The sequence below is a fragment of the Kitasatospora sp. NPDC053057 genome (assembly GCF_044546945.1).
In the GTDB taxonomy this organism is placed as follows: Bacteria; Actinomycetota; Actinomycetes; order Streptomycetales; family Streptomycetaceae; genus Kitasatospora.
Genome location: NZ_JBITZP010000002.1, coordinates 280,737 through 304,143 on the forward strand (window position 1 = coordinate 280,737; position 23,407 = coordinate 304,143).

Annotated in this window: 20 protein-coding genes and 2 tRNA genes; 12 read left to right on the forward strand and 10 right to left on the reverse strand. The window is 73.0% G+C overall.

Annotation, left to right across the window (positions count from 1 at the left end; genetic code table 11):
* Positions 1-17: 17 nt before the first annotated feature.
* Together ACIG5E_RS03885 and ACIG5E_RS03890 are read left to right on the forward strand one after the other, a co-directional pair.
* Positions 18-1,250 carry a M64 family metallopeptidase gene (locus ACIG5E_RS03885; RefSeq protein WP_396531279.1) on the forward strand — a complete coding sequence of 411 codons (1,233 nt, stop codon included), beginning with the start codon at positions 18-20 and terminating at the stop codon, positions 1,248-1,250.
* 60 nt (positions 1,251-1,310) lie between these two features.
* A complete protein-coding gene (locus tag ACIG5E_RS03890; RefSeq protein ID WP_396531280.1) occupies positions 1,311-2,696 on the forward strand; it encodes a nitrate/nitrite transporter in 1,386 nt (461 codons plus the stop codon).
* 94 nt (positions 2,697-2,790) lie between these two features.
* Here the strand turns inward: ACIG5E_RS03890 and ACIG5E_RS03895 are convergent, their stop codons facing one another.
* Together ACIG5E_RS03895 and ACIG5E_RS03900 are read right to left on the reverse strand one after the other, a co-directional pair.
* Entirely contained in the window at positions 2,791-3,633 is an 843-nt protein-coding gene (locus tag ACIG5E_RS03895; protein ID WP_396531281.1) for a Bro-N domain-containing protein, read from the reverse strand.
* A 160-nt stretch (positions 3,634-3,793) separates the two neighbouring features.
* Positions 3,794-4,615, reverse strand: a complete 822-nt coding sequence (locus tag ACIG5E_RS03900; RefSeq protein ID WP_396531282.1) for a maleylpyruvate isomerase family mycothiol-dependent enzyme — start codon at positions 4,613-4,615, stop codon at positions 3,794-3,796.
* A gap of 172 nt (positions 4,616-4,787) precedes the next feature.
* Here ACIG5E_RS03900 and ACIG5E_RS03905 point away from each other — a divergent pair, with 172 nt between their 5' ends.
* The 3 genes from ACIG5E_RS03905 (at position 4,788) to ACIG5E_RS03915 (ending at position 7,733) form a co-directional block, all read left to right on the forward strand.
* The gene (locus ACIG5E_RS03905) at positions 4,788-5,585 is read left to right on the forward strand and encodes a carbon-nitrogen family hydrolase (protein WP_396531284.1); all 798 of its coding nucleotides are present in this window, start codon (positions 4,788-4,790) and stop codon (positions 5,583-5,585) included.
* 312 nt (positions 5,586-5,897) lie between these two features.
* Entirely contained in the window at positions 5,898-6,971 is a 1,074-nt protein-coding gene (locus tag ACIG5E_RS03910) for a GntR family transcriptional regulator (protein WP_396531285.1), read from the forward strand.
* A 114-nt stretch (positions 6,972-7,085) separates the two neighbouring features.
* Complete coding sequence (locus ACIG5E_RS03915; protein WP_396531286.1) at positions 7,086-7,733, forward strand: hypothetical protein; 648 nt, start codon at positions 7,086-7,088, stop codon at positions 7,731-7,733.
* A gap of 16 nt (positions 7,734-7,749) precedes the next feature.
* Here ACIG5E_RS03915 and ACIG5E_RS03920 read toward each other — a convergent pair whose 3' ends face one another.
* A complete protein-coding gene (locus tag ACIG5E_RS03920) occupies positions 7,750-8,535 on the reverse strand; it encodes an SLATT domain-containing protein (protein ID WP_396531287.1) in 786 nt (261 codons plus the stop codon).
* Positions 8,536-8,913: 378 nt separating this feature from the next.
* Between ACIG5E_RS03920 and purD the strand changes: the two genes are divergently transcribed.
* The 4 genes from purD (at position 8,914) to ACIG5E_RS03940 (ending at position 15,082) form a co-directional block, all read left to right on the forward strand.
* Positions 8,914-10,161 carry a phosphoribosylamine--glycine ligase gene (gene purD, locus ACIG5E_RS03925; RefSeq protein WP_396531288.1) on the forward strand — a complete coding sequence of 416 codons (1,248 nt, stop codon included), beginning with the start codon at positions 8,914-8,916 and terminating at the stop codon, positions 10,159-10,161.
* A gap of 584 nt (positions 10,162-10,745) precedes the next feature.
* Positions 10,746-12,326 carry a hypothetical protein gene (locus ACIG5E_RS03930; RefSeq protein WP_396531289.1) on the forward strand — a complete coding sequence of 527 codons (1,581 nt, stop codon included), beginning with the start codon at positions 10,746-10,748 and terminating at the stop codon, positions 12,324-12,326.
* Between the two features lie 227 nt (positions 12,327-12,553).
* Positions 12,554-14,092, forward strand: coding sequence for a N,N-dimethylformamidase beta subunit family domain-containing protein (locus ACIG5E_RS03935; protein WP_396531290.1), 1,539 nt, complete (start codon positions 12,554-12,556; stop codon positions 14,090-14,092).
* A 90-nt stretch (positions 14,093-14,182) separates the two neighbouring features.
* On the forward strand, positions 14,183-15,082 hold the full coding sequence (locus ACIG5E_RS03940; RefSeq protein ID WP_396531291.1) for a phosphoribosylaminoimidazolesuccinocarboxamide synthase: 900 nt from the start codon (positions 14,183-14,185) through the stop codon (positions 15,080-15,082).
* A 25-nt stretch (positions 15,083-15,107) separates the two neighbouring features.
* Here ACIG5E_RS03940 and ACIG5E_RS03945 read toward each other — a convergent pair whose 3' ends face one another.
* From ACIG5E_RS03945 to ACIG5E_RS03975, 7 genes are all read right to left on the reverse strand, one after another.
* On the reverse strand, positions 15,108-15,734 hold the full coding sequence (locus tag ACIG5E_RS03945) for a response regulator (RefSeq protein WP_396531292.1): 627 nt from the start codon (positions 15,732-15,734) through the stop codon (positions 15,108-15,110).
* 13 nt (positions 15,735-15,747) lie between these two features.
* On the reverse strand, positions 15,748-16,977 hold the full coding sequence (locus ACIG5E_RS03950) for a sensor histidine kinase (protein ID WP_396531293.1): 1,230 nt from the start codon (positions 16,975-16,977) through the stop codon (positions 15,748-15,750).
* A gap of 99 nt (positions 16,978-17,076) precedes the next feature.
* A complete protein-coding gene (locus ACIG5E_RS03955; protein WP_396531294.1) occupies positions 17,077-17,913 on the reverse strand; it encodes an ABC transporter permease in 837 nt (278 codons plus the stop codon).
* The gene (locus ACIG5E_RS03960; protein WP_396531295.1) at positions 17,910-18,917 is read right to left on the reverse strand and encodes an ABC transporter ATP-binding protein; all 1,008 of its coding nucleotides are present in this window, start codon (positions 18,915-18,917) and stop codon (positions 17,910-17,912) included. The genes ACIG5E_RS03955 and ACIG5E_RS03960 overlap by 4 nt, the downstream gene beginning before the upstream one ends.
* Positions 18,918-19,094: 177 nt before the next feature.
* Positions 19,095-19,170 (reverse strand) — tRNA-Gly (locus ACIG5E_RS03965).
* A 40-nt stretch (positions 19,171-19,210) separates the two neighbouring features.
* Positions 19,211-19,283: transfer RNA gene (locus ACIG5E_RS03970), tRNA-Gly, on the reverse strand.
* A gap of 142 nt (positions 19,284-19,425) precedes the next feature.
* A complete protein-coding gene (locus ACIG5E_RS03975; RefSeq protein WP_030056585.1) occupies positions 19,426-19,743 on the reverse strand; it encodes an Lsr2 family protein in 318 nt (105 codons plus the stop codon).
* A 468-nt stretch (positions 19,744-20,211) separates the two neighbouring features.
* Between ACIG5E_RS03975 and purS the strand changes: the two genes are divergently transcribed.
* From purS to purL, 3 genes are read left to right on the forward strand one after another with little or no spacing between them, the layout of a single operon-like run.
* Positions 20,212-20,466, forward strand: a complete 255-nt coding sequence (gene purS / locus ACIG5E_RS03980) for a phosphoribosylformylglycinamidine synthase subunit PurS (RefSeq protein WP_030278336.1) — start codon at positions 20,212-20,214, stop codon at positions 20,464-20,466.
* Complete coding sequence (gene purQ / locus ACIG5E_RS03985; protein ID WP_396531297.1) at positions 20,463-21,140, forward strand: phosphoribosylformylglycinamidine synthase subunit PurQ; 678 nt, start codon at positions 20,463-20,465, stop codon at positions 21,138-21,140. The genes purS and purQ overlap by 4 nt, the downstream gene beginning before the upstream one ends.
* Entirely contained in the window at positions 21,140-23,395 is a 2,256-nt protein-coding gene (gene purL, locus ACIG5E_RS03990) for a phosphoribosylformylglycinamidine synthase subunit PurL (protein ID WP_396531299.1), read from the forward strand. Before purQ ends, purL begins: the two co-directional genes overlap by 1 nt.
* Positions 23,396-23,407: the final 12 nt, after the last annotated feature.

The window sequence follows — 23,407 nt, forward strand, 5'->3', positions numbered from 1 at the left end:
CCCGAGGACGCACCCGTATGCCTGCTGGCAACCCTGGCCGTCTCGTCCGGAGTCTGGCCGCCCTCGTACTGGTGTCCACCGCCGTGCTCCCGGCCGCCCTGGAGCTGGTCGGCCCCTCGCCGTTCGGCGTGATCGGGCCTGGCGCCCCCCTCGACCGGGCGGTGCCCCCGCACACCGCGCTCCGCGCCGACCAACGGATACCCGCGGCCGCCCCGACCTTCGACATACGCCGGACCGGGGCCCCGTCCAACCGGATCACCCTGGTCCTGCTCGGCGACGGCTACACCGCGGACGAACAGGAGCTGTTCCGGCAACAGGCCGACAAGACCTGGCACGCCCTGATGGACATCGAACCGTTCCGCACCTACCAGGGGTTCTTCAACATACGGCGGGTCGAGGTGATCTCCCCGGTCTCCGGGATAGTCGAGACGGAGAGCCGCGGCCACAACCCCGCCACCCCGCTGGGCATGCACTTCTGGTGCGAGGGGACCGCCCGGCTGCTCTGCGCCGACGAGGACGCCACCGCCCGCTACGCGGGGGAGGGCGGCGGGCCGCAGTACCTGATCGCGCTGGCCAACTCGACCGAGTACGGCGGCGCCGGGGGCACCGGGGTGACCACCCTGGCCGGGGGCAGTCCGGACGCCGGGCGGATCATCCAGCACGAGATCGGGCACACCGTGGGGGACCTCGGCGACGAGTACGACAGCGCCCCCGACGACGCCGACTACCCGAACCTCTCCACCCTCAACGCCGACGACATGCGGAAGAAGCAGACCAAGTGGTGGCGCTGGCTGGGCGCGGTGTCCCCGGACGGCGCCGGCACCGTCGGTGCGTACCGCAGCGCCAACGGCCTCTACCGGCCCACCCCCGACTCGGTGATGCGCACCCTGGGCAGCGGCTACAACCTGCCCTCCCGCGAGGCGATCATCGAGGAGCTGTACCGCAGGATCCGGCCGACCGACGACCCCTCGCCGCCGCCCGGCGAGGTCACCGGGCGGCCCCGGCTGGACGTCCGGCCGCTGCCGCTGACCGGCTCCCGGCAGCTGAAGGTGGACTGGAAGGTGGACGGCGTCCCGGTGACCCCGCAGGCCGCGGACGCTCGCTCGCTGGACACGGCGCAGCTGAACCTGGCCCCGGGCCGGACCGCGACCGTCACCGCGACCGTCCGGGACACCACGGACTGGGTGCGGGACGAGGCCTTCCGGGACCGCTACATGACCAGGTCGGTGTCCTGGACGGTCACCGGCTGACGGGCCTGTCCTCACCCCAGGCTGGGCGTCCCATCATGGGATGACTAACCTGGACGAACTATGACCGTGGAGCCCGCCCGCTCAGCCCCGCCCCTGTCCCCGTCCGTACCCGCTCCCCGAGCCGCCGCCGAGCCCGCGGTCGCCGTCGAGCCCCCGGCCGCAGCCGTCCTCGTCACCCACCCCGCGCCGCCCGGCGGGCGTGCGGCCTGGCTGGCCTGGTCCATCGGCGTCAGCGTCTACGTCCTGGCCGTCATCCACCGCACCAGCCTCGGGGTGGCCGGACTGGACGCCGCCGAGCGCTTCGGCATCGGCGCCTCCGCGCTGTCCACCTTCTCGATCCTCCAGGTGCTGGTCTACGCGGCCATGCAGGTCCCGGTCGGCCTGCTGGTCGACCGGTTCGGACCGCGCCGGGCCCTGCTGCTCGGCGTACTGCTGCTGAGCACCGGCCAGCTGGCCTTCGCCTTCAGCTCCTCCTTCGCCCCGGCCCTGGCCTCCCGGGCGGTGCTGGGCTGCGGCGACGCGATGACCTTCATCAGCGTGCTGCGGATAGCCGCCCGGTGGTTCCCGGCGGCGAAGAACCCGTTCGTCGCCCAGCTGACCGGCCTGGCCGGGATGGGCGGCAACCTGGTCACCACCGTGGTGCTCGCCCAGGCGCTGCACAGCGAGGGCTGGACGCCCACCTTCACCGCGATCGCGCTGCTCGGCGTCGCGGTGTTCGCACTGGTCGCGCTGTTCCTCAGGGACGCACCGGCGGTCGTACGACCGGCCAAGCCGCCGGTCGACCCGCAGGCCGCCCGCCCGAAGGTCCGGCGGCAGGTCCTGGACTGCTGGCGGGAGCCGGGCACCCGGCTGGGCCTGTGGATCCACTTCACCACCCAGTTCCCCGGCAACGCCTTCGGCCTGCTCTGGGGCATGCCCTACCTGGTCGAGGCCCAGGGCATGTCCCGGGGCGAGGCCGGCGGGCTGCTGACCCTGCTGGTGCTCTCCAACATGAGCTTCGGCTTCCTCTTCGGCCGGCTGCTCTCCGCCTCCGCCCGGGCCCGGATGCCGATCGTGCTCACCGTCATCACCACCACCGGACTCGGCTGGGCCCTGGTCCTGTCCTGGCCCGGCGGACACCCCCCGATGTGGCTGCTGATCGGAATCATCCTGGTCATGGGCAGCAACGGCCCGGCCTCGCTGGTCGGCCTGGACTACGCCCGCACCCGCAACCCGGCCGAGCGGCTGGGCACGGCCTCAGGGATCGTCAACATGGGCGGCTTCATCGGCACGATGATCACCCTGTTCGGCATCGGGGTGCTGCTGGACGCCCTCTCCCCGGGCGGCGCCGAGACGTACTCGGCCACCGCCTTCCGCTGGGCGTTCTGCTGGCAGTACGTGCCGCTGGCGGTGGGAACGCTGATGATCCTCCGGCTGCGGCGGAGGGTTAATGCGGCCGGCGCGTAGGGTTTCCGACCTGTGGAAACGCGCTAACCCTCACTTCTAGTGAGGGTTAGCGGGGGATTAACCTAACCAAAAGTCAGGCATACGGGCGTTCGATTCAACATCGGTACTCCCGCATGAACGCGGCCATCTGCGAGGCCGTCCCGTAGATGCGGTCGATCTGGCGGGCGTTCACTTCCGCGTACATGAGTCCGCGATCGGGCGCGGGCGGGTGGCTCGGCTTCGGCTGCGCTTCCTTCCGCAGGCGGATCAGGTCCACCAGCTTCAGCTTCGGGCAGCCAGGGACGACCCGGCTGCCCCGGATCCCGACCCGCTCCCCGCCCGGGCAGGCGAAGTACGCGCCGAACGGCGGTCCGCTGTCTTCCTCCCGGCTCGGCAGGTGGAGGACCATCTCCCCGTGCCGGCAATGGACCGTCCCGTCCGAGTGGACGGTCAGGCCGGGCCAGTCCTCGTGGTCGATCTCCGCGACGATCCGCACCTGCTGTCCGATCGCCTCGGCCAGGGTCTCCGCCATCCGCCGCTGCTGGGTCGGGATGTCGGTGTCCCCTCGGCGGACGGAGGGGAGGAGGTCACGGGTGACCCACTCCTGGAAGGGTTGGGCATTGGGTTTCGTTGACCTCATGATCAGCGTGTAGAGACCGCTCTCGTTCAGAACCCCGAGAACCGGGTTCCCTCGCATGTAGGGTTTCTGGCCTGCGGAAACGCCGTTACCCTCAGAATTTCTGAGGGTAATCGAGCGCAGGTTGACCGTTCGCGTGTCCACCGGATTCACGATCTTGAGGGCTTCGCTCGGGTTTCCTCGCCCCAGGATCCGACACACGTCCGCCGTGACGAACCACGGCTCCCCGTCGATCATCACGACGCGGATCGGCTGCCCCGTGACCGGGAAGCTCGACCGCACCAGCACCATCTCTTCCTGCTGTTCCTGTCCGTCGTCCATGGGGAACACTCCTCCTTCTTCCGGGTGACGGCATGACTGCCCGGAGTAACGAGGCCAAACAGGTGAGGTGGCGGGTGCTGGGTTGACGCATGGATGCACGAGTGGTGCCCACCCGGCGCACGGTCGTGCGTGTACGCCGGGTGGTGCGCGCCGATGAACCTCAGATGGTGACGGAGAAGTTGGCCAGCACCCGCTCGGCCAGCTCCTTGTCCCCCTCGACGCTCACCGGGCCGGGCCGGCCGCGGCCGCAGGCGAGCCGGACGTACGTCTCCCAGTCCATGGTGAGCTGGACGTCGGGGGCCAGGCTGATCGACTCGTCCACGCTGCCGCGGCCGGCGGGGTCGACCCGCACGGTGCGCAGGAACTCCACCGGGCCGGTCACGTCGACCACCAGGGTCGTCCCGGCCGGTGCGCCGGCGGTGTGGGCGACGGCCTTGGGCAGCCGCTCCAGCAGGAAGTCCCGCGCGACCAGTGCGCCCGGGGCGTCCAGGTTGCCGGGGGTGTCCAGGGCCCGGCGCAGGTCCTGCTCGTGCACCCAGACGTCGAAGGCCCGCATCCGCAGCAGCTCGTGGTACGGGACGTCCCCGGCCAGCGGCCCGGCCGGCCAGCGGACCAGCTCGCCGGGCGTCTGCTTGGCGTTCCGCAGCGCGCGGGAGCGGCGGATGATCGTGTACTCCAGCTCGCTGGTCATCTCCAGCGCGGTGTGGCAGCGGCGCTTGTCCACCGGCAGTTCGATGTAGCGGGCGAACTCGGTGGTCACGTGACGAAGATCACGCGGCAGCGAGTGGATCGGGCGAGGGTCGCCGAGCAGCTCGGACTCCACCGCGATCACGTGCGAGACGACGTCCCGCACCGACCACCCGGGGCACTCGGTGGCCCGGTTCCAGGAGCCTTCGGGGAGGGGGGCGACCAGCTCCGATATGGACTCGATGCTCTGCGTCCACGCCTCGGTGTAAGCCTGCACGGTCTGGTTGTCCGTCACGGGAATCTCCGGCCCTCCGTCAGCTTTCCTACGCTCCGCGCCCGGCCGTCGCGGTCGGCCGGATGGTCCGGCTTCCGGGCGCACACGCTAACCGCACGTTACGCTGCCGGGAGACAGCTGGGCAGCGCTTTCGGGTGACGATCGTAGGTCTCTTGCCGTGGACGGTGGTACTGTGCGCGCTTCATTGATCCAACTCGCGGTCTCCGACGCCGAGCCGCCCGCCGAACGGCGGGCCCGGGCCGCGTCGCTGGTACGGGCACAGCAGGGCGCCGACCTGGTGGTGCTGCCGGAGTTGTGGCCGCTCGGCGGCTTCGCCCACGACCTCTGGTCGGAGGGCGCCGAGACGCTGGACGGGCCCACCTCGGACGCCATGGCGGCGGCCGCCCGGTCCGCCGGGGTCTGGCTGCACGCCGGTTCGATCGTCGAACGCGACCCGGACGGTCCGATCTACAACACCTCGATGGTGTTCGCCCCGGACGGCGAGCTGGTGCACACCTACCGCAAGATCCACCGCTTCGGCTTCGACAGCGGTGAGGCGGTGGTGATGGGCGCCGGGCAGGAGATCGTCACGGCGTCCACCGAGTTCGGCACCCTGGGCCTGGCCACCTGCTACGACCTGCGCTTCCCGGAGCTGTTCCGGGCGCTGCTGGACGCCGGCGCCCAGCTGCTGGTGGTCCCGGCGGCCTGGCCGGCCAAGCGGCGCGAGCACTGGACGCTGCTGGCCCGGGCCCGGGCGCTGGAGGAGCAGGCCTTCGTGCTGGCCTGCAACACGGCCGGGACGCACGCCGGGGTCGAGCAGGCCGGGCACAGCGTCGTGGTGGACCCGTGGGGCCGGGTGCTGGCCGAGGCGGGGGCGGAGGAGGAGGTGCTGACCGTGGAGTTCGACCCGGCCGAGGTGGGCCGGGCGCGCGAGGACTTCCCGGTGCTGCGGGACCGCCTGCTCGGCATTCCGGCGCCCGTCCAGCGTTAGGGTCCGTCTTCAAACTCCCGTCGTCCGCCCGGAGGGCGGGCGGGGCGGCGTTGGGGTGCGTGCATCGCAAGGCGGAGGAGGGAGCCACTGCGGAGCATTGGCGACCGACGACAACGCGGCGAGGCGCGTGCCCCGGCGTCGCCCCGCAGACGCGAGTTTGAAGACGGACCCTAGGCGACCCCGTCTTCCGGAGGGTTGGTTCGGACCTGCTCCCGGCCGGTTTGAGAAGATGAGCACTCGTCGTGTTCCCTGCCGCCGGTCGGCCGGTCCGTCGCGGGTCGGCACGGCGGCCTGCCCGAGGAGGTCGCGCGCATGTCCGGCACCGGCGCTGGCGACACCCCCCGTCCCGTCATCCACCGCAACAGCCTGCGCGAGCAGATCGCCGGCGCGCTGCGTGAGGAGATGATGGCCGGACGGCTGGAGGCCGGCCGCAACTTCACCGTCAAGGAGATCGCCGAGCTGTACGGCGTCTCCGCGACCCCGGCCCGCGAGGCGCTGGTCGACCTCGGGGCGCAGGGGCTGCTGCGGGCCGAGCACCACCGCGGCTTCACCGTGCCGGAGCTGTGCTGGGAGGACTTCCTGGAGATCTTCGAGGCCCGGGTGCTCCTGACCGACAGCTTCCACCGCCAGTTCTCCACCCGCCGGGCGCTGCCCGACCTCACCCGGCTGCCCTCGCTGCGCCGCCGGGCCGACGCGGCGGTGCGGGCCGCCCGGGCCGGGAACCTGGACGTGATGGTGGGCTGCGACCGCCGGTTCTGGCAGGAGGTCTCCGCGCTGCTCGGCAACCGCCGGATCGGGGACTACCTGGACTGGCTGCGGGTGCAGTCCTGGATGTTCGCCGCGCCCTACCTGCGCGCGACGCCCACCCTGGCCGGGGTCTGCTGGGACCGCCACCCGGACCTGGTCGAGGCGATCGAGGCCTACGACCTGGCCGGCGCGCACCGGATCATCTGCGAGTACAACCTGTTCACCGCCCGGCTGCTGGCCGAGCTGGCCGGGCAGCCGCTGGAGTCGGTGACGGTGCTCGGACTGCTCACCGAGGCGGCCGACGGGGAGCCGTTGCCCGTCCCGGTGGAGCCGCCGGCGCCGCAGCCGTCGGCCCAGTCGTCGTCCGAGCCCGGAACCGAGTCCAGAACCGAGCCCGGAACCGAGCCCGAGCCCGAGCCCGAGCCCGAGTTCGGGCCGGAGCCCGGCGGGGCCCGGTCCGGGCGGCCCCGGCGGAGCGACGAGGTCGGCCGGGAGCTGGGCCGTGAACTGGGCCTGGGCCTCGGCCTGGTGCCGCAACCGCGCTGGGTACCGCACACCCGGTTCGGCCGCCGGCTGCCCGAGCCGCCCCCCGAGGTGCCGCAGGGACGGCCCGATCCGCACCCGGCCCCGGGCCGGTAGGGTGGGCGGTCGTCGAACCGGGTGCCCGAACGGGCCCTCCGGGTACCGACTCCGCCCCCCGTCGTCGCCCCGCCCCCGCGGGCGATCCCGCCGTCCGGAGAGGAACTGCCGGCCATGGCCTGCGACCTCTGGCTCGTCCCGCTGGTGGATGTGCTGAGCCACAGCCCCGACAACCCCTTCCGGGACGACCTCGCGCTCTACAACGCGGTGCTGACCTCGCGCGGGCTGCCCGAGGTGCCGGTCTACCAGTTCGTCCCCGGGCTGAGCGGCGCGGTCGAGCCGATAGCCGCCTTCGACTACGACTCGCTGCACTTCCTGCGCCGCGCCTACCTGTTGGGCCTCACCGGCCTGGACATCACCCCGGTCGACTCGCTCGGCGGCGACTACGAGCAGCTGCTGGAGATGTTCGAGAGCAGCGCCGAACAGTCCCACCTGGTCTGGCACTTCGACCACGCCGGCGCGTACGTGCCGATCGAGTTCCAGGCCCCGCTGGTGGACGAGGTGCTGCTCGCCTCCGGCGGCCCGCTCGGCTCGAGCCACGGGCTGCTGCGCGAACTCCAGGCGGTGGCACCGGCGCTGGGCATCGACCCGCTCAATCCGCCGGACCCGACCCGGCCGCTCGGCCCGACCGGTCTGGAGCAGCCGTTCGGGCCGCCGATCGACGACCTGCACCCCTTCGCCCGGGAGCGGCACGCCTGGTCCGGCCTGTACGCGGCGGCGACCAGGAGCGTCAGCCAGGGCTCGATGATCGTCTTCGCGTAGCGCCGTCCGGACCGCCCTACCGCAGCGGCCCCTCCGGCGGCCGCTGGCGCGGCATGGTGGGCCTGGTCCCCGGCGGCGGCAGCACCCGCACCTGGGCGCCGACTCCGGGCTCGGTGCGCCCGCCCCACGCCCCCGCGGACTGGGTGGGCAGCTGGGTCATCGACGCGCGGAACTCGAGCATCCACTCCGAGGTCTCGGTGCGGACCACGTCCGAGACGTCCTCGCAGAACCGGCGCAGCACGCCCAGGCAGCGTTCGGCGGCCTCGCCCGCGGTGCCCTCGGTCGGGCCGAGCACCTCGCGCACGCACTCCGAGGCCCAGTCGAACTGGAAGGCCTCCAGCCGGCGTTGCAGCGCCTGCGCGGTCGAGACGTCCCGCATCCAGCCGGAGGTGAGCCCGAAGGCCCGGTCGGCGCCGTAGCAGGCGGCGGAGAGCGCGAGGCTCACGTAGCCCCAGCTGGTGGCGTGGGCGACGGTGCCGGTCAGGTCCACCAGCGGGGCGGTCACCCCGCCCACCGCGAAGCCGGCCGACACGAAGCGCAGCAGGCGTGCCCAGCGGCGCTTCCAGACCCGGTCCCGGCGGTACCACTCGATCGCCTCGACCGCCCGCTCCTCGGACCAGCGGTAGAGCTCCTCCAGCCGTTCGGCGGGCTCGCCCCAGTCCCCGAGTGGGAACTGGCGGGCGCTCAGATCGGTCCGGCGGCGGGTGGGGGCCCGCCGGGCCACGGCTGCGGCCGGCTGGTCCTCCTCACCGATCTCCTTGCCCCAGGCACTCTCCTCGGGCTGCATTTCCGGCTGGCTCACCTGTGGGGCTCCCTGTGGCGGGCGGGCGGCTGGGTCTGTCGGCACATCGGCTGACGTGACGTCTGCCATTGGTTGTCCAACAGCACTTCTTACCGCCAAATGGCTGACCGTGGGGGCGCTTCCCCGTTGATCGTTACCGGTTTCGGCCACCGGAACCCGAGGTGGGAGGGTTGCGGGGGGCGGCGAGATTTCACCCGTCCGAGCGAGGCTCCCGTGACCCGCCGTCCTGACCCGGACACCGGCCGCGCATCCGGGCCCGTCGGACTTGGAGGATCCTCCCATGCCGTCGGCGTACGGACCGCTTCTCCTGGAGGATCCGACGAGGATTCGACGGGACCGGAGAGCGGCCGGAACAGGCCACCGACTACGCTGCCTGGCGTGAAGGTCCTCGTCATCGGCGGCGGCGCCCGCGAACACGCCCTGTGCCGCTCCCTGTCCCAAGATCCCTCCGTGACCGAGCTGCACTGTGCCCCGGGCAACGCCGGGATCGCCCAGGTGGCGACGGTCCACCCGGTCGACCAGCTGGACGGCGCCCGGGTCGCCGACCTGGCCGCGAAGCTCGGCGCCGACCTGGTCGTCGTCGGCCCCGAGGCCCCGCTGGTGGCCGGCGTCGCCGACGCCGTGCGCGCGGCCGGCATCCCGGTCTTCGGCCCCTCCGGCGCGGCCGCGCAACTGGAGGGCTCGAAGGCCTTCGCCAAGGACGTGATGGCCGGCGCCGGCGTGCCCACCGCCCGCTCCTACGTCTGCACCACCCCGGAGGAGGCCGCCGAGGCGCTGGACGCCTTCGGCGCCCCCTACGTGGTCAAGGACGACGGCCTGGCGGCCGGCAAGGGCGTCGTGGTCACCTCCGACCGCGCGGCCGCGCTGGCGCACGCCGCCTCCTGCGAGCGCGTGGTCATCGAGGAGTACCTGGACGGCCCCGAGGTCTCGCTGTTCGCGATCACCGACGGCACCACCGTGCTGCCGCTGCAGCCCGCGCAGGACTTCAAGCGCGCGCTGGACGGCGACGAGGGCCCCAACACCGGCGGCATGGGCGCCTACTCGCCGCTGCCGTGGGCGCCGGCCGGGCTGGTCCAGGAGGTCCTGGACACCGTCCTGCAGCCGACCGTGGACGAGCTGCGCCGCCGCGGCACCGAGTTCTCCGGCCTGCTGTACGCGGGCCTGGCGCTCACCTCCCGCGGCACCCGGGTGATCGAGTTCAACGCCCGCTTCGGCGACCCGGAGACCCAGGTCGTGCTGGCCCGGCTGCGCACCCCGCTGGCCGGCGTCCTGCTGGCCTCCGCCACCGGCACCCTGGACCAGCTGGAGCCGCTGCGCTGGGACGAGGGGGCGGCCGTCACCGTGGTCGTCGCCTCCGAGGGCTACCCGGCCGCGCCGCGCACCGGCGACCCGATCGAGGGCCTGGCCGAGGCCGAGGCGGACGGCACCGCGTACGTGCTGCACGCCGGGACGAAGGCGGACCAGGACGGCCGGGTGCTGAGCGCCGGCGGCCGCGTCCTGTCGATCACCGCGACCGGCGCCGACCTGGCCGAGGCGCGCGACCGCGCGTACGCGGCCGTGGAGCGGATCTCGCTCAAGGGCGGCCAGCACCGCACCGATATCGCGCTGAAGGCGGCCACCGCCTGAGGCACCCACGCCCCCGCGGCCCCCGTGCGAACGCTCGCACGGGGGCCGCGTTCGTCCGGCGAGCGCCGGAAGGGGCGCGAACAACCCGCAGAGCGCAGCGCCCCCGGCGTTTCCGGGGCGGGAGTGGTTCCGGGGGGCCGACGCACCGTTCGGCGGGCGGATTCCAGCCCATCGGGTGACAGCAACCGCATCCGGCTGACGCAACCGGTCGCCCGGCCTTATGGTGCGCTGGATCGCCGTGCGACGGGGCCGTGCGCCGGGGGCGCCGCCGGGTAGCGGCGCGCCCGCGGGGGGATGCTGGACGGCGATCGGCCGGGCCGTCGCCCGGTGCTTCGCACCGGACCGGTCGCGGGCGTCCGGAAGCGGCGTCACCGGGACGACCGGGCGGCGTCACCGGGACGAGTGGAAACCGGGGCGATCCGGAACACCCGCCCGGACCGGGGCGTCGAAAATGTCAGTAGCGCCACACAGCATGCACTGCCGGGGATCGGACGCCTCCGCTTCCCGGTCGGAACTGATCGTTTCGAGTCGGCTCAGGGCCCGTAGGCGGGCGCCCGAGGGCTCCGAAGGGGGTGCCGCACCGTATGGCCGTCGACACCGCGCGCGCTCACGCCCAAGCGGTCCTGCGGATCCGGGGCCTCGCCCTGGCCGCCGCAGTACTGCCCGCCGCCGTCGCGGTGGTCCTGCTCGCGGGCCGGTTCACCGGCCGGATCGGGGCCGCCGGATCCTCCGACGCCGCCGGGTGGGACGCCGCCCGCTGGGTGGTCTGCGCGCTCGCCGCGCTCACCCTGCTGGTGGCCGGGCTGACCGCCCGCGCCCTGCGCCGGGCCGTCCCGCCGCAGACCCCCGCCGTGCCGGTCGGGCGCGCTGCCGCCCCCGAGCTGTACCGGCTGATCGACGAACTGGCCGACCGGCTGGACGTCCCCGCACCCTCCGCCGTGGCCCTCACCCCGGACTGCGACAGCTGGCTGGAGGACGTCCCGCCGCCGCAGCGCCCCCGCCGGCCGCGGCCGCACCCCGGGGCGCCCGCGCCGGTGCTGGTGATCGGCTCGCCCTTCCTCTGGTGGATGCGGTCCGGCGAACTGCGCGCCCTGCTCGCCCCCGTGGTGGCCGGCACCGCCGCTTCCGCGGACCCGGAGATCGCCGCCGCCCGCCGCTTCCTGCGCAGCCTGGACGCCTGCCTGGACTCCGGACCGGGCGCGGCCCCCGGCCTCGGCGGCGCCACCCTGGCCGCCCCGCCCGCCCCGCCGCGCCGCGGTCCCGCCGGGCTCGCCGACCGGATCACCCGGCGGATCACCCGCCGGCTGCTGGGCGCCTGCCGCGGCCACTCCGCCGAACTGGAGCGGTCCGTCGCCGGCTGGGCCTCCGAGCAGGCCAGGGCGGTCGACTACGGCCTGCGGATCGCCGCCCAGGAGCAGGTCGGCCTGGCCTACGCCGGCTGGGACCGGCTGCTCACCCGGGTCGCGCTGCCCGCCTGGCGGCTCGGCCGCCACCCCGCGCACCTGAACGCCGGCGTGGTCGCCGCGCTCACCGAGCTGTCCCGCCGCGACCGGCTGGCCGACGGCTACGGCACCCGGCTCGGCGACCGCCCCGCCTGCGACCTGCTGGAGGAGCCCGGCGCGGTCGACCGGGCGGTCTCCCGGCTCGCCGCCGACCTGTTCTTCGGCCGCCCGGCGGCCGGCGCCTGGCACGAGCTGGAGTGGGTCGACTACCCGGCCGAGGTGGTGGACGCCGGCTGGCGGGCCCGGGCCGCCGCCCTGCAGGCCGCCCTGGACCGGCTGGCCCCGCAGCCCCGCCCGGGCGCCCCGACCCTCACCCGGCTGCTGGTCCGGCTCGCCGAGGGCGACGGCGAGCAGCTGGCCGCCGCCCTGGCCGCCCAGCTCGCCCGCACCACCACCCCGGCCCCGCTGCTCGAACCCGACCGCACCGGCCGCGACCTGCTGGTCGACCACGTCACCGCGATGGTCTGCTGCGCCGCCGTGGACACCGCGGGTGGCGCCCCCGGCCTGGACTGGCTGGACGGCCCGGTGCTGCTGCTCGGCGGGGTCCGCCGCACCGACCTGGCCGCCCCGGTCGCCCAGGCCGTGGAGCAGGGCCAGGACGGCCCGCTGCGCGCCTGGCTGGACGCCGCGGAAGTCCGGCTGGAGAAACCCGTACGCCTCTGACGCCCCGCCGGTCCCGGGCGGCGCTCGGCGCCCCGGCACGCGCCCCCGGGAGCCTCGGCCGCCGGCCGTCTCCGCAGGCCGGAGGGCCTGTCCCGGAGGCGCGCGAGATTCCCGACACCAATTGCTACCGTGGGGTGACGGAGCGCCAGCACTGTGTGGTGTATTAGACCGCACGCACATCCGGGGGGCACGTGCCAACCGGACGGAAGTGCACCTGGGAGGGGCGCGTGGGGACCGAACTCAACCGCCGCTGGGAGTCGGGCACGCACGCTTACAGCGTCTCCGACCCCTTCGGCCAGGGCCCGCTGCCCTGGCTGCGCAGCCCCGACCAGTACCTGGCCGGGGCGGAGGGCGCCGTGCCCTGGTACGTCTCGGTGGACGCGCCCGGCCAGCAGCCGCTGTCGGCGGGCGTGCGGCCCAAGCCGCCGGTCGGCACCCCGCAGAGCTCCAACGACGTCGACCAGCAGATCAAGGGCTTCGCCTCGGCCGGGGTGATCCGCCCCGGCGGCTCGGTGGACTTCCGGGTCACCGTCAACCCGCCCCGCGAGTTCACCGTGGACGTCTACCGGATCGGCCACTACGGCGGCGACGGCGCCCGCCACATGACGTCCAGTCCGCTGATCGCCGGACTGGCCCAGCCCGCCCCGCTGGTGGTCGAGCGGACGGTCTCCTGCCACCACTGGTGGCACTCCTGGCGGCTGCAGGTCCCGCTGCACTGGAAACCCGGCGCGTACGTCGCCGTGCTGACCACCGCGGACATGCTGCACCGCAGCCACATCCCGTTCACCGTGAGGGACTTCGCCGACCAGGGGCACACCGCCGAGCTGCTCCTGGTGCTCCCGGACGTGACCTGGCAGGCGTACAACCTGTTCCCCGAGGACGGCCGCACCGGCGCCAGCCTCTACCACGCCTGGGACGGCCGGGGCGGCCTGGTCGGCGAGCCGGAGGCGGCCGTCACGGTCTCCTTCGACCGCCCGCACGCCACCGCCGGGCTGCCGCTGCACGTCGGCCACGCGTACGACTTCATCCGCTGGGCCGAGCGCTACGGCTACGACCTCTCCTACGCCACCGCCACCGACCTGCACGCCGGCCTGGTGGACCCGTCCGAGCACCGGGCGCTGGTCTTCCCCGGCCACGACGAGTACTGGTCCGAGCCGATGCGCCGGGCCGCCGAGCGGGCCCGGGACGGCGGCACCTCGCTGGTCTTCCTGTCCGCCAACACCATGTACTGGCGGGTCGAGCTGACCTCCGCGGCCTCTGGCGAGCCCAACCGGCTGCTGAACTGCCGCAAGCGGCAGAAGCCCGGGCCGGGCAGTCCGGCGGCCGGGGTGCCCGGCGCGGCCAGCGCGCTGTGGCGGGACGCCGGCGAGCCGGAGCAGCACCTGCTCGGGGTGCAGTACTCGGGCCGGGTCGCCGCGCCCGTCCCGCTGGTCGCCCGGCACACCGCGCACTGGCTCTGGGACGGCACCGGGCTGCGGGAGGGCGACGAGCTGCCCGGCCTGGTCGCGGGGGAGGCCGACCGGTACTACCCGAAGGTCGCGTTGCCCGAGCACACCGAGCGGGTGCTGCTGGCCCACTCGCCGTACCGGGACCTGGCCGGCCGCACCCGCTACCAGGAGACCTCGCTGTACCGGGCGCCCAGCGGCGCGTACGTCTTCGCGGCCGGCACCTTCGCCTGGTCGCCCGCCCTCGGCCGCCCCGGACTCACCGACGAACGGGTCCAGCGGGCCACCGCCAACCTGCTGGACCGGCTCTGCAAGAACTGAGCCCGGGCGGGCGTGAAAGACTGCGGGGGCAGTGACCTCCCCTTTCGCGGTGCCTCACGCCCGTGAACGACCCCTGAGGACTGAGACATCTTGAGCGGATTTGTCACCAAGCCCGAGCCGGTTCAGGTACCCGGCCTGGTCCACCTGCACACCGGCAAGGTGCGCGACCTGTACCGCACCGAATCGGGCGAGCTGGTGATGGTCGCCAGCGACCGGATGTCCGCCCATGACTGGGTGCTGCCGAACGAGATCCCGGACAAGGGCCGGGTGCTCACCCAGCTCTCGCTGTGGTGGTTCGAGCGGATCGCCGACATCGTCCCCAACCACGTGATCTCCACCGAGATCCCGGCCGGCGCCCCCGCCGACTGGAAGGGCCGCACGCTGATCTGCAAGAGCCTGGACATGATCCCGGTCGAGGCGGTCGCCCGCGGCTACCTGGCCGGCTCCGGCCTGACCGAGTACAACGAGAGCCGCACGGTCTGCGGCATCGCCCTGCCGGAGGGCCTGGAGAACAGCTCCGAGCTGCCCGCCCCGATCTACACCCCGGCCCTCAAGGCCGAGGTCGGCGAGCACGACGAGAACGTCCCCTACGAGGAGACCGCCCGTCGGATCGGCGCCGAGCTGGCCTCCCAGGTGCGCCGCACCACCCTGGACGTCTACGCCCGGGCCCGGGACATCGCCCGCGACCGCGGCATCATCCTGGCCGACACCAAGTTCGAGTTCGGCCTGCTGGACGGCGAGCTGATCATCGGCGACGAGGTGCTCACCCCGGACTCCTCCCGCTACTGGCCGGCCGACGACTACCAGCCGGGCCGCTCCCAGGCGTCCTTCGACAAGCAGCTGATCCGCGACTGGCTGGTCTCCCCGGCCTCCGGCTGGGACCGCTACAGCGAGCAGCCGCCGCCGGAGCTGCCGGCCGAGGTGGTCGAGCAGACCCGGGCCAAGTACATCGAGGTGTACGAGCGGCTGACCGGCACCAGCTGGGTCTGAGCCGCACAGGTGACGCCCGCGAGCGCTAGATCCACCCGTGCTCGCGGGCGATCCGCACCGCCGCGTGCCGGTTCTCCGCGCCCAGCTTGGTGGCCGCCGAGGACAGGTAGTTGCGCACGGTGCCCTGGGAGAGCGCGGCCCGTTCGGCGATCTCCGCGATCGGGGTGCCGTCCGCGGCCAGCTCCAGGACGTCCGTCTCGCGCGGGGTCAGCGGGGTCTCCCCGGCGCTGATCGCGTCCGCCGCCAGTTCCGGGTCCACGTACCGGCCGCCGGAGCGCACGGTGCGGATGATGCCGGCCAGGTCGGCCGCCGAGACGGTCTTCGGCAGGAAGCCCCGCACCCCGACCTCCAGCGCCCGCTTCAGGTAGCCGGGGCGGCCGTGGCCGGTGACGATCATGCAGCGGCAGTCCGGCAGCAGCCGGCGCAGCTCGGCGGCCACCTCGATGCCGTCCTTGCCGGGCATCTGCAGGTCCAGCACCGCGATGTCCGGCCGGTGCGCCTGGGCCATCGCCAGCGCCTCCGGGCCGGAGCCGGCCTGGGCGACCACCTCGATGTCGTCCTCCAGCGAGAGCAGCGCGGCCAGCGCGCCGCGGATCAGGTGCTCGTCGTCGGCGAGCAGGACGCGGACGGGCGCGGCGGTGTTCTCGGTCATCGGGAGGCCTCTCTCAGCCTGGCAGCGGGACGGTGGCGAGCATCCGGAAGGTACCGGGTGCGGCGGTCGGGACGGTCAGCTCGCCGTCGTGGGCGGCCAGCCGCTCGCGCAGGCCGCGCAGCCCGGTGCCGCTGCCCTGGGAGGGGACCGGCACGGCGGGCACCCCGTCGTTCTCCAGCTCCAGCACCGCCCGGCCGTCCTGCTGCCGCAGCCGGATCAGGCAGTGGGCGGCCTCGCTGTGCCGCAGCACGTTGGTGGTGGACTCGCGGATCACCCAGCCGAGCACCGACTGCACCGGGGGCGGCAGCCGGTCGGCCTCCTCGCCGAGGTCGATCTCGCAGTGGACGTCGGCGGCGCGCAGCACCGCGCGGGCGCCGATCGCCTCGGCGTGCAGGTCGGCGGTGCGGTAGCCGCGGATGACGTCCCGGACCTCCCGCTGCGACTCCTGGGCGATCTTCTGCACCTCGGACATCTGATCGGCGGCCTCCGGCCGTCCGCGCCGGGCGAGCTGGACGGCGAGCTCGCTCTTCAGCGCGATGGTGGTGAGGTTGCGGCCCATCACGTCGTGCAGGTCGCGGGAGAACCGCAGCCGCTCCTCGGCGACGGCCAGCCGGGACTGCGCCTCGCGGGCGGCGTCCAGTTCCCAGATGATGGCGGTGAGCCAGGCGAAGCTGCGGCAGCTGGCCCCGAGGAAGGTCATGGCGACCGCCATGACCACCAGGTATCCGGTGGCCGCGGCCACGCTGACCCCGGCCAGCACCATGGCCGGGCCGACCGCCAGCACCATGCCGAGTCCGGCGGGGGCGGACCAGCGCGGGGGCAGTCCCACGCACACCGGACTGAAGCCGAAGATCAGCAGGTAGCCGACGACGAGCGCGGTGAACGGAAGCTGCACCGGCTTCGCCGTCATGTCGCCGGCCGGTCCCACCAGCATGACCGCCCAGGAACCGGCCACCACCAGGCCGATGGTGAGGACGACCCAGCGTCGGTGGTCGGTGGGCCGCCGCAGGTAGTGGTCGAGGGTCACCCGGAAGGTCCGCAGCAGCACGAGGGTGGCGGCGAGGCCGATCAGGAGGGACACCTGGATCGCGGGGGCGTTCTCGGCCGTTCCGGCTCCGGTGCCGATGGCGAAGAGCACTCCGGGCAGGAGGAAAAGGGCCATCAAGTAGAGGCACCAGCGGAGGTAGAACTCGGTGCGCTGCGGTTTGCTCAGACGCCGCCAGTTGCGCAGCGGTGACCGCATTCTCAATCTTCCGCCCCCCGTTCGACCGCGATCATGCCTTCCGCCTTCATATCAGAGGTCGAACCGGGGGCGGTCCTTCGGATTCCTTTTCCGCTGCGGTCAGCGACGCGGTTCCCACCGGAAGTAGCGCACCGCACCCCAGACCGCCAGGCCGAGCCAGACGGCGCCGGTGACCAGGTGCGGGGCGGCGGCGCCCCAGCTGCCGAGGAAGCCGGTGGCGGCGGCCGAGCCGTCGGTGCCGAACCAGCCGACCCGGATCAGCTGGAAGGCCGGGGTCGTCGGCAGCAGGCGGCAGACGTCGGCCAGCTGCGAGGGCATGACCTCCAGCGGGACGAACAGGCCGGAACCGAACTGCATGACCAGCATGACCGGCAGGGTGGTGATGCCCGCGCTCTCCACGGTCTTGGTGAAGGCGCTGGACAGCGCGGCCAGGGCGATCATGGTGGCCAGCAGCATCAGCAGGCCGACCAGCATCAGCACCGGGTTCACCGGCACGGCCAGGTGCAGCCCGAGGCTGCCGCCGATCCCGATCAGGGCGGCCATGAACAGCCCGAGGGCGAGCGAGGGAACGGCCGTGCCGAGCAGGATCTCCAGGTCCTTGGCCTCGCCGGTGCGCAGCCGCTTGAGCACCAGCTCGCCGCGCCGCCCCACGTACGCGACGGTCAGGTTGTAGTACACGACGAAGGCCAGGATCATCCCGACCGAGCCGTAGATCAGCAGCGAGTGGACGTCCAGCCCGGGGTTGTTCTCGGACTGCTTCTTGAGCATCCCCTGCAGGCTGCTGATCAGCACCACCGGCAGCACCACGGCGGTGAACAGCGCGGTGCGGTTGCGCAGCAGCAGGGTGGCCTCGGCCCGGCCGAGGGCGAGCAGCCGGCCGGCGGTGGTGCTGGGCGGGCCGGTGACGGTGGCGGTGACGGTGGCGGCGGTGGTCATCGGGCGGATCCGATCAGGCGGCGGCGGGCGGGACGGCTGGCGGTGGGGGCCTGCGGCGGGGCCTGGTGGGCGGCCTCGGAGGCGATGGCGAGGAAGGCCTCCTCCAGCGAGGCGCTGCGGGCGTCCAGGGCGCCGAGCGCGATCCCGTGGTGCCGGGCCCAGCCGAGCAGGTCGGTGAGGGTGTCCTGGAGGCCGACGCTCTGCACGGTGACCTTGCGGCCGTCGACGGTGACCTCGGCCCCGGGCAGGACGGGCAGGGCGGTCCCGGTGAACTCCGGGAGTTCGAAGGTGATCCGGGAGGGCCGGCCGGCGATCACCTCGGCGACGGTGCCGGTGGTGACGACCTGGCCGCCGTGCATGATGGCCAGCCGGTCGGCGAGCTCCTCGGCCTCCTCCAGGTAGTGGGTGGTGAGCAGCACCGTGGTGCCCTGGGCACGCAGCTCGCGGACCAGCCGCCAGACGGCGGCGCGCGCCTCCGGGTCGAGGCCGGTGCTGGGCTCGTCCAGGAAGAGCACCTCGGGGCGGCCGAGCAGGGCCATCGCGAGGTCGAGCCGGCGCCGTTCGCCGCCGGACAGCTGCTTGACCCGGACGCCGGCCCGGTGGCCGAGGCCGACCAGCTCCAGCGCCTCCGCGACCGGGCGGGCGCCGCTGGTCACCCCGGCCCAGGCACGGCCGGTCTCGGCGGCGGTGAGCTCCCCGGGGAAGCCGCCCTCCTGGAGCATGACGCCGATCCGCGGGCGGACGGCGGCGCGCTCCTTGAAGGGGTCGCGGCCGAGCACCCGGACGGTGCCGCCACTGGGTGCGGCCAGGCCCTCGATGACCTCCATGGTGGAGGTCTTGCCGGCGCCGTTGGTGCCGAGCAGGGCGAACAGCTCGCCGCGGACGACGGTCAGGTCGACGCCGCGGACGGCGTGGTACTCGGTGGTGCCGGTGCCGTAGTGCCGGTGCAGGTCGGTGACCTCGATCACGCTGTCGCCGGGGCGGCCGGGCTCGCTCGTTTCCATGCCCCCAAGCCTTCCGCCGTCCCGGTCGCGCGGGCAGTGCGCGCCGTCATGGGTCGGCGGTGCGGATCCACGGGTCGGCGATGACAAATGTCATGGGGGAATGGGGGAGGAGCAGCCGGGCCGCAATCACCGGGGCCAAAACGTCGAAGGCCCCCTCGATCGAGGGGGCCTTCGCTCTGGAGCGGACGACGAGATTCGAACTCGCGACCCTCACCTTGGCAAGGTGATGCTCTACCAACTGAGCCACGTCCGCATGGTCAAACTATTGAGTTGTGCTGTGCTCGCGCACTGCGAGCGGACGACGAGATTCGAACTCGCGACCCTCACCTTGGCAAGGTGATGCTCTACCAACTGAGCCACGTCCGCATGGTGCCTGGTGGGGCACCCGCCGCCTCTTCGGATCTCTCCGTTGCGGCGACGAGGAATACTCTACAGCATCGTTCGGGGTGGTCGCCCCACCCTTTCGGTCCAGGCGGGCAGGGCGACCGGGGGCGGTGCCCCGACGGGGTCAGTTCGCCTCGGCGAACGCCTCGTACACGTGCTTGGGGATCCGGCCGCGGGCCGGCAGTTCCATGCCGCGCGACAGGGCCCAGGCGCGCACGGCGGCCGGGTCCGGGGTGAGCGCGGTACGACGGAAGGACTTTCCGGTGCGGCTCTGGCGCCGGCCGGCCGCGACGAACGGGGCGAGAGCCTCCCGCAGCTTTTCCGCGTTGTCCACGGACAGGTCGATCTCGTACGACTTCCCGTCGACGCCGAAGTGGACGGTTTCTGCGGCGGCGCCGCCGTCCAGGTCGTCGGAGAGCGTGACAACTACACGCTGAGCCATGGGTGTCAATCCTCTCGGGCAATTCGGCCGCCGGTTCACGGAGTGCGCCCCGTGGCCTGATGTGCACCAACTCGCGCAAGCGCACACGGGCAGGCCTGGTGGCCCGCCGGATACGCAGCACTTGCCGCGACAGGTGGCCCTATTCTGCACCCGAAGGGGGTCGAAATCGAAGAGTCCGGCATTCTTTTCCGGATATTCACGAGTCTTCGCGGGGCTGCCGGATACCGATGTGCGGGACGGGCGGTTCTGTCCCCAAGTGCCGTATTCGGGTGTTCTTCGGGGGCTGCCGTTCGGGGCGCCGAATCCCCGGAAACGGGCCGGCCCGGGCGGGGGGCGGGGGTGCCGGATCCCTTGCGGCGTAAGGGTCCTGGGTCTACGCGCGTCACCCTCCCCGGCCAGCAATCCTGCCCCAAACGGCCGGTAGTCTGGAGTTCCCCCGCCTCACCGAAGACACCACCGGGAGTGCCAGTGGCACGCGTCGTAGTCGACGTCATGCTCAAGCCGGAGATCCTCGACCCCCAGGGACAGGCGGTGCAGCGTGCACTGCCCCGTCTCGGATTCACCGGGATCGCCGACGTCCGCCAGGGCAAGCGTTTCGAGCTGGAGCTGGAGGGCCCGGTCGACGACGCCGCGCTCGCCCGTATCCGCGAAGCCGCCGAGACCTTTCTCGCCAACACCGTGATCGAGGACTTCACCGTCCGCGTCGAGGAGGCGGCGAAGTGACCACCCGCGTCGGCGTCGTCACTTTCCCCGGCTCGCTCGACGATCGTGACGCCCAGCGTGCGGTCCGCCTGGCCGGCGCGGAGCCGGTCGCCCTCTGGCACCGTGACAAGGATCTCCACCAGGTCGACGCCGTCGTCCTGCCGGGCGGATTCAGTTACGGCGACTATCTGCGCTGCGGCGCGATCTCCCGCTTCTCGCCGGTGATGGAGACCGTCATCGAGCAGGCCAAGCTCGGAATGCCCGTCCTGGGCATCTGCAACGGCTTCCAGGTGCTGTGCGAATCGCACCTGCTGCCCGGCGCGCTCCACCGGAACGACTCGCTGCACTTCATCTGCCGCGACCAGAAGCTGCGCATCGAGAACGCGGAGACGGCCTGGACCGGGGATTACTCGGCCGGCCAGGAAATCGTCGTCCCGCTGAAGAACGGCGAGGGCCGCTTCGTCGCGGACGCGCACGTCCTGGACGAACTCGAGGCGGAGGGCCGGGTCGTGGCCCGGTACCTCGACGTCAACCCGAACGGTTCGTACCGCGACATCGCCGGCATCACCAACGCCGCCGGCAATGTCGTCGGCCTGATGCCGCACCCGGAGCACGCCGTGGAGCCGCTCACCGGTCCGACCACCGAGGGCCTGGGCTTCTTCACTTCCGTACTGAAGCAGCTGGTGAACGCCTGATGAGCCTCGACACCGTCAAGAACGCCGAGCAGACCCCGGACGCCGCCCAGCCGTGGGCCGAACTCGGCCTCAAGGAGGACGAGTACGCGCGCATCCGGGAGATTCTCGGCCGCCGCCCGACCGGCGCGGAACTCGCGATGTACTCGGTCATGTGGTCCGAGCACTGTTCGTACAAGAGCAGCAAGGTCCACCTGAAGCAGTTCGGCGAGAAGAAGCCGGATTCGGACGCGATGCTCGTCGGCATCGGCGAGAACGCCGGTGTGGTCGACGTCGGCCAGGGCTACGCGGTGACCTTCAAGGTCGAGTCGCACAACCACCCGTCGTACATCGAGCCCTACCAGGGCGCGGCCACCGGCATCGGCGGCATCGTGCGCGACATCCTGGCGATGGGCGCCCGCCCGGTCGCCGTGATGGACCCGCTGCGCTTCGGCGCGGCCGACCACCCGGACACCCGGCGCGTGCTGCCCGGCATCGTCGCGGGCATCGGCGGCTACGGCAACTGCCTGGGCCTGCCGAACATCGGCGGCGAGGTCGTCTTCGACTCCTGCTACCAGGGCAACCCGCTGGTCAACGCGCTGTGCGTGGGCGTCATGAAGCACGAGGACATCCACCTCGCGCAGGCCTCCGGGGCCGGCAACAAGGTCATCCTGTACGGCGCCCGCACCGGCGGCGACGGCATCGGCGGCGTCTCGGTGCTGGCCTCCGAGACCTTCGACGACACCAAGCCGGCCAAGCGCCCGGCCGTCCAGGTCGGCGACCCGTTCCAGGAGAAGCTCCTGATCGAGTGCACCCTGGAGATCTTCCGGGAGAAGCTCGTCAAGGGCATCCAGGACCTCGGCGGCGCCGGCCTGTCCTGCGCCACCAGCGAGCTGGCCTCGGCCGGTTCCGGCGGCATGCGGATCGACCTCGACACGGTGCACCTGCGCGACCACACGCTCTCGCCGGAGGAGATCCTCATGAGCGAGTCGCAGGAGCGCATGTGCGCGATCGTCGAGCCCGACAAGGTCGCCCGCTTCCTGGAGATCTGCGAGAAGTGGGACGTCATCGCCAACGTCATCGGTGAGGTCACCGACGGCGAGCGCCTGGAGATCTTCTGGCACGGCGAGCTCGTGGTGGACGTGCCCCCGCGCACCGTCGCCCACGAGGGCCCGACCTACCAGCGCCCCTACGCCCGCCCGAGCTGGCAGGACGCGCTGCAGGCCGACGCCCCCACCGCCGAGCGGCTGGCCCGCCCGACCACCGGCGAGGGCCTCAAGGCCGACCTGCTGAAGGTCGCGAGCCACCCGAACCAGGCCTCCAAGTCCTGGATCACCGACCAGTACGACCGCTACGTGCTCGGCAACACCGTGCTCTCGCACGGCGAGGACTCGGGCATGATCCGGATCGACGACGAGACCAACCTCGGCGTCTCGGTCGCCACCGACGGCAACGGCCGCTACGCCAAGCTGGACCCGTACACCGGCGCCCAGCTGGCCCTGGCCGAGGCGTACCGCAACGTCGCGGCCGGCGGTGCCAAGCCGCTCGCCGTCTCCGACTGCCTCAACTTCGGCTCCCCCGAGGACCCGGACGTCATGTGGCAGTTCGCCGAAGCGACCCGCGGCCTGGCCGACGCCTGCCTGGTGCTCGGCACCCCGGTCACCGGCGGCAACGTCTCGCTGTACAACCAGACCGGCGAGGTCGCCATCCACCCGACCCCGGTGGTCGCGGTGCTCGGCGTCATCGACGACGTCACCCGGCGCACCCCGGTCGCCTTCGCCGAGGAGGGGCAGCTGCTCTACCTGCTCGGCGACACGGCGGACGAGCTCGGCGGCTCGGCCTGGTCGCAGGCCGTCCACGACCACCTCGGCGGCCTGCCGCCCAAGGTGGACCTGGAGCGCGAGCGGCTGCTCGGCGAGATCCTGATCTCGGCCTCGCGCGACGGCATGATCGACGCCGCGCACGACCTGTCCGACGGCGGCCTCGGCCAGGCGCTCGTGGAGAGCTGCCTCAAGGGCGGCCACGGCGCGCGGATCATCGTGCCCGAGGGCACGGACCCGTTCGTGTTCCTGTTCTCGGAGTCGGCCGGCCGCGCCGTCGTGGCGGTGCCGCGCAGCGAGGAGCTCCGCTTCAACGACATGTGCACCGCGCGTGGCCTGCCGGCCACCCGGATCGGTGTCGTGGACGGCGACGCCCTGGACGTCCAGGGGCAGTTCACCGTCTCGCTGGCCGAGCTGAAGGACGCCCGCACCGGCGTCATCGAGGCCCTGCTGGCCTGACCGGCCGTTTCG

Excerpts from the sequence above, each read along its gene's own strand:
- ACIG5E_RS03885 (WP_396531279.1), top strand. The coding sequence starts at position 18 with ATGCCTGCTGGCAACCCTGGCCGTCTCGTCCGGAGTCTGGCCGCCCTC.
- ACIG5E_RS03890 (WP_396531280.1), top strand. The coding sequence starts at position 1,311 with ATGACCGTGGAGCCCGCCCGCTCAGCCCCGCCCCTGTCCCCGTCCGTA.
- ACIG5E_RS03895 (WP_396531281.1), bottom strand. The coding sequence starts at position 3,633 with ATGGACGACGGACAGGAACAGCAGGAAGAGATGGTGCTGGTGCGGTCG.
- ACIG5E_RS03910 (WP_396531285.1), top strand. The coding sequence starts at position 5,898 with ATGTCCGGCACCGGCGCTGGCGACACCCCCCGTCCCGTCATCCACCGC.
- ACIG5E_RS03915 (WP_396531286.1), top strand. The coding sequence starts at position 7,086 with ATGGCCTGCGACCTCTGGCTCGTCCCGCTGGTGGATGTGCTGAGCCAC.
- ACIG5E_RS03930 (WP_396531289.1), top strand. The coding sequence starts at position 10,746 with ATGGCCGTCGACACCGCGCGCGCTCACGCCCAAGCGGTCCTGCGGATC.
- ACIG5E_RS03945 (WP_396531292.1), bottom strand. The coding sequence starts at position 15,734 with ATGACCGAGAACACCGCCGCGCCCGTCCGCGTCCTGCTCGCCGACGAC.
- ACIG5E_RS03950 (WP_396531293.1), bottom strand. The coding sequence starts at position 16,977 with ATGCGGTCACCGCTGCGCAACTGGCGGCGTCTGAGCAAACCGCAGCGC.
- ACIG5E_RS03955 (WP_396531294.1), bottom strand. The coding sequence starts at position 17,913 with ATGACCACCGCCGCCACCGTCACCGCCACCGTCACCGGCCCGCCCAGC.
- ACIG5E_RS03960 (WP_396531295.1), bottom strand. The coding sequence starts at position 18,917 with ATGGAAACGAGCGAGCCCGGCCGCCCCGGCGACAGCGTGATCGAGGTC.
- ACIG5E_RS03975 (WP_030056585.1), bottom strand. The coding sequence starts at position 19,743 with ATGGCTCAGCGTGTAGTTGTCACGCTCTCCGACGACCTGGACGGCGGC.
- purL (WP_396531299.1), top strand. The coding sequence starts at position 21,140 with ATGAGCCTCGACACCGTCAAGAACGCCGAGCAGACCCCGGACGCCGCC.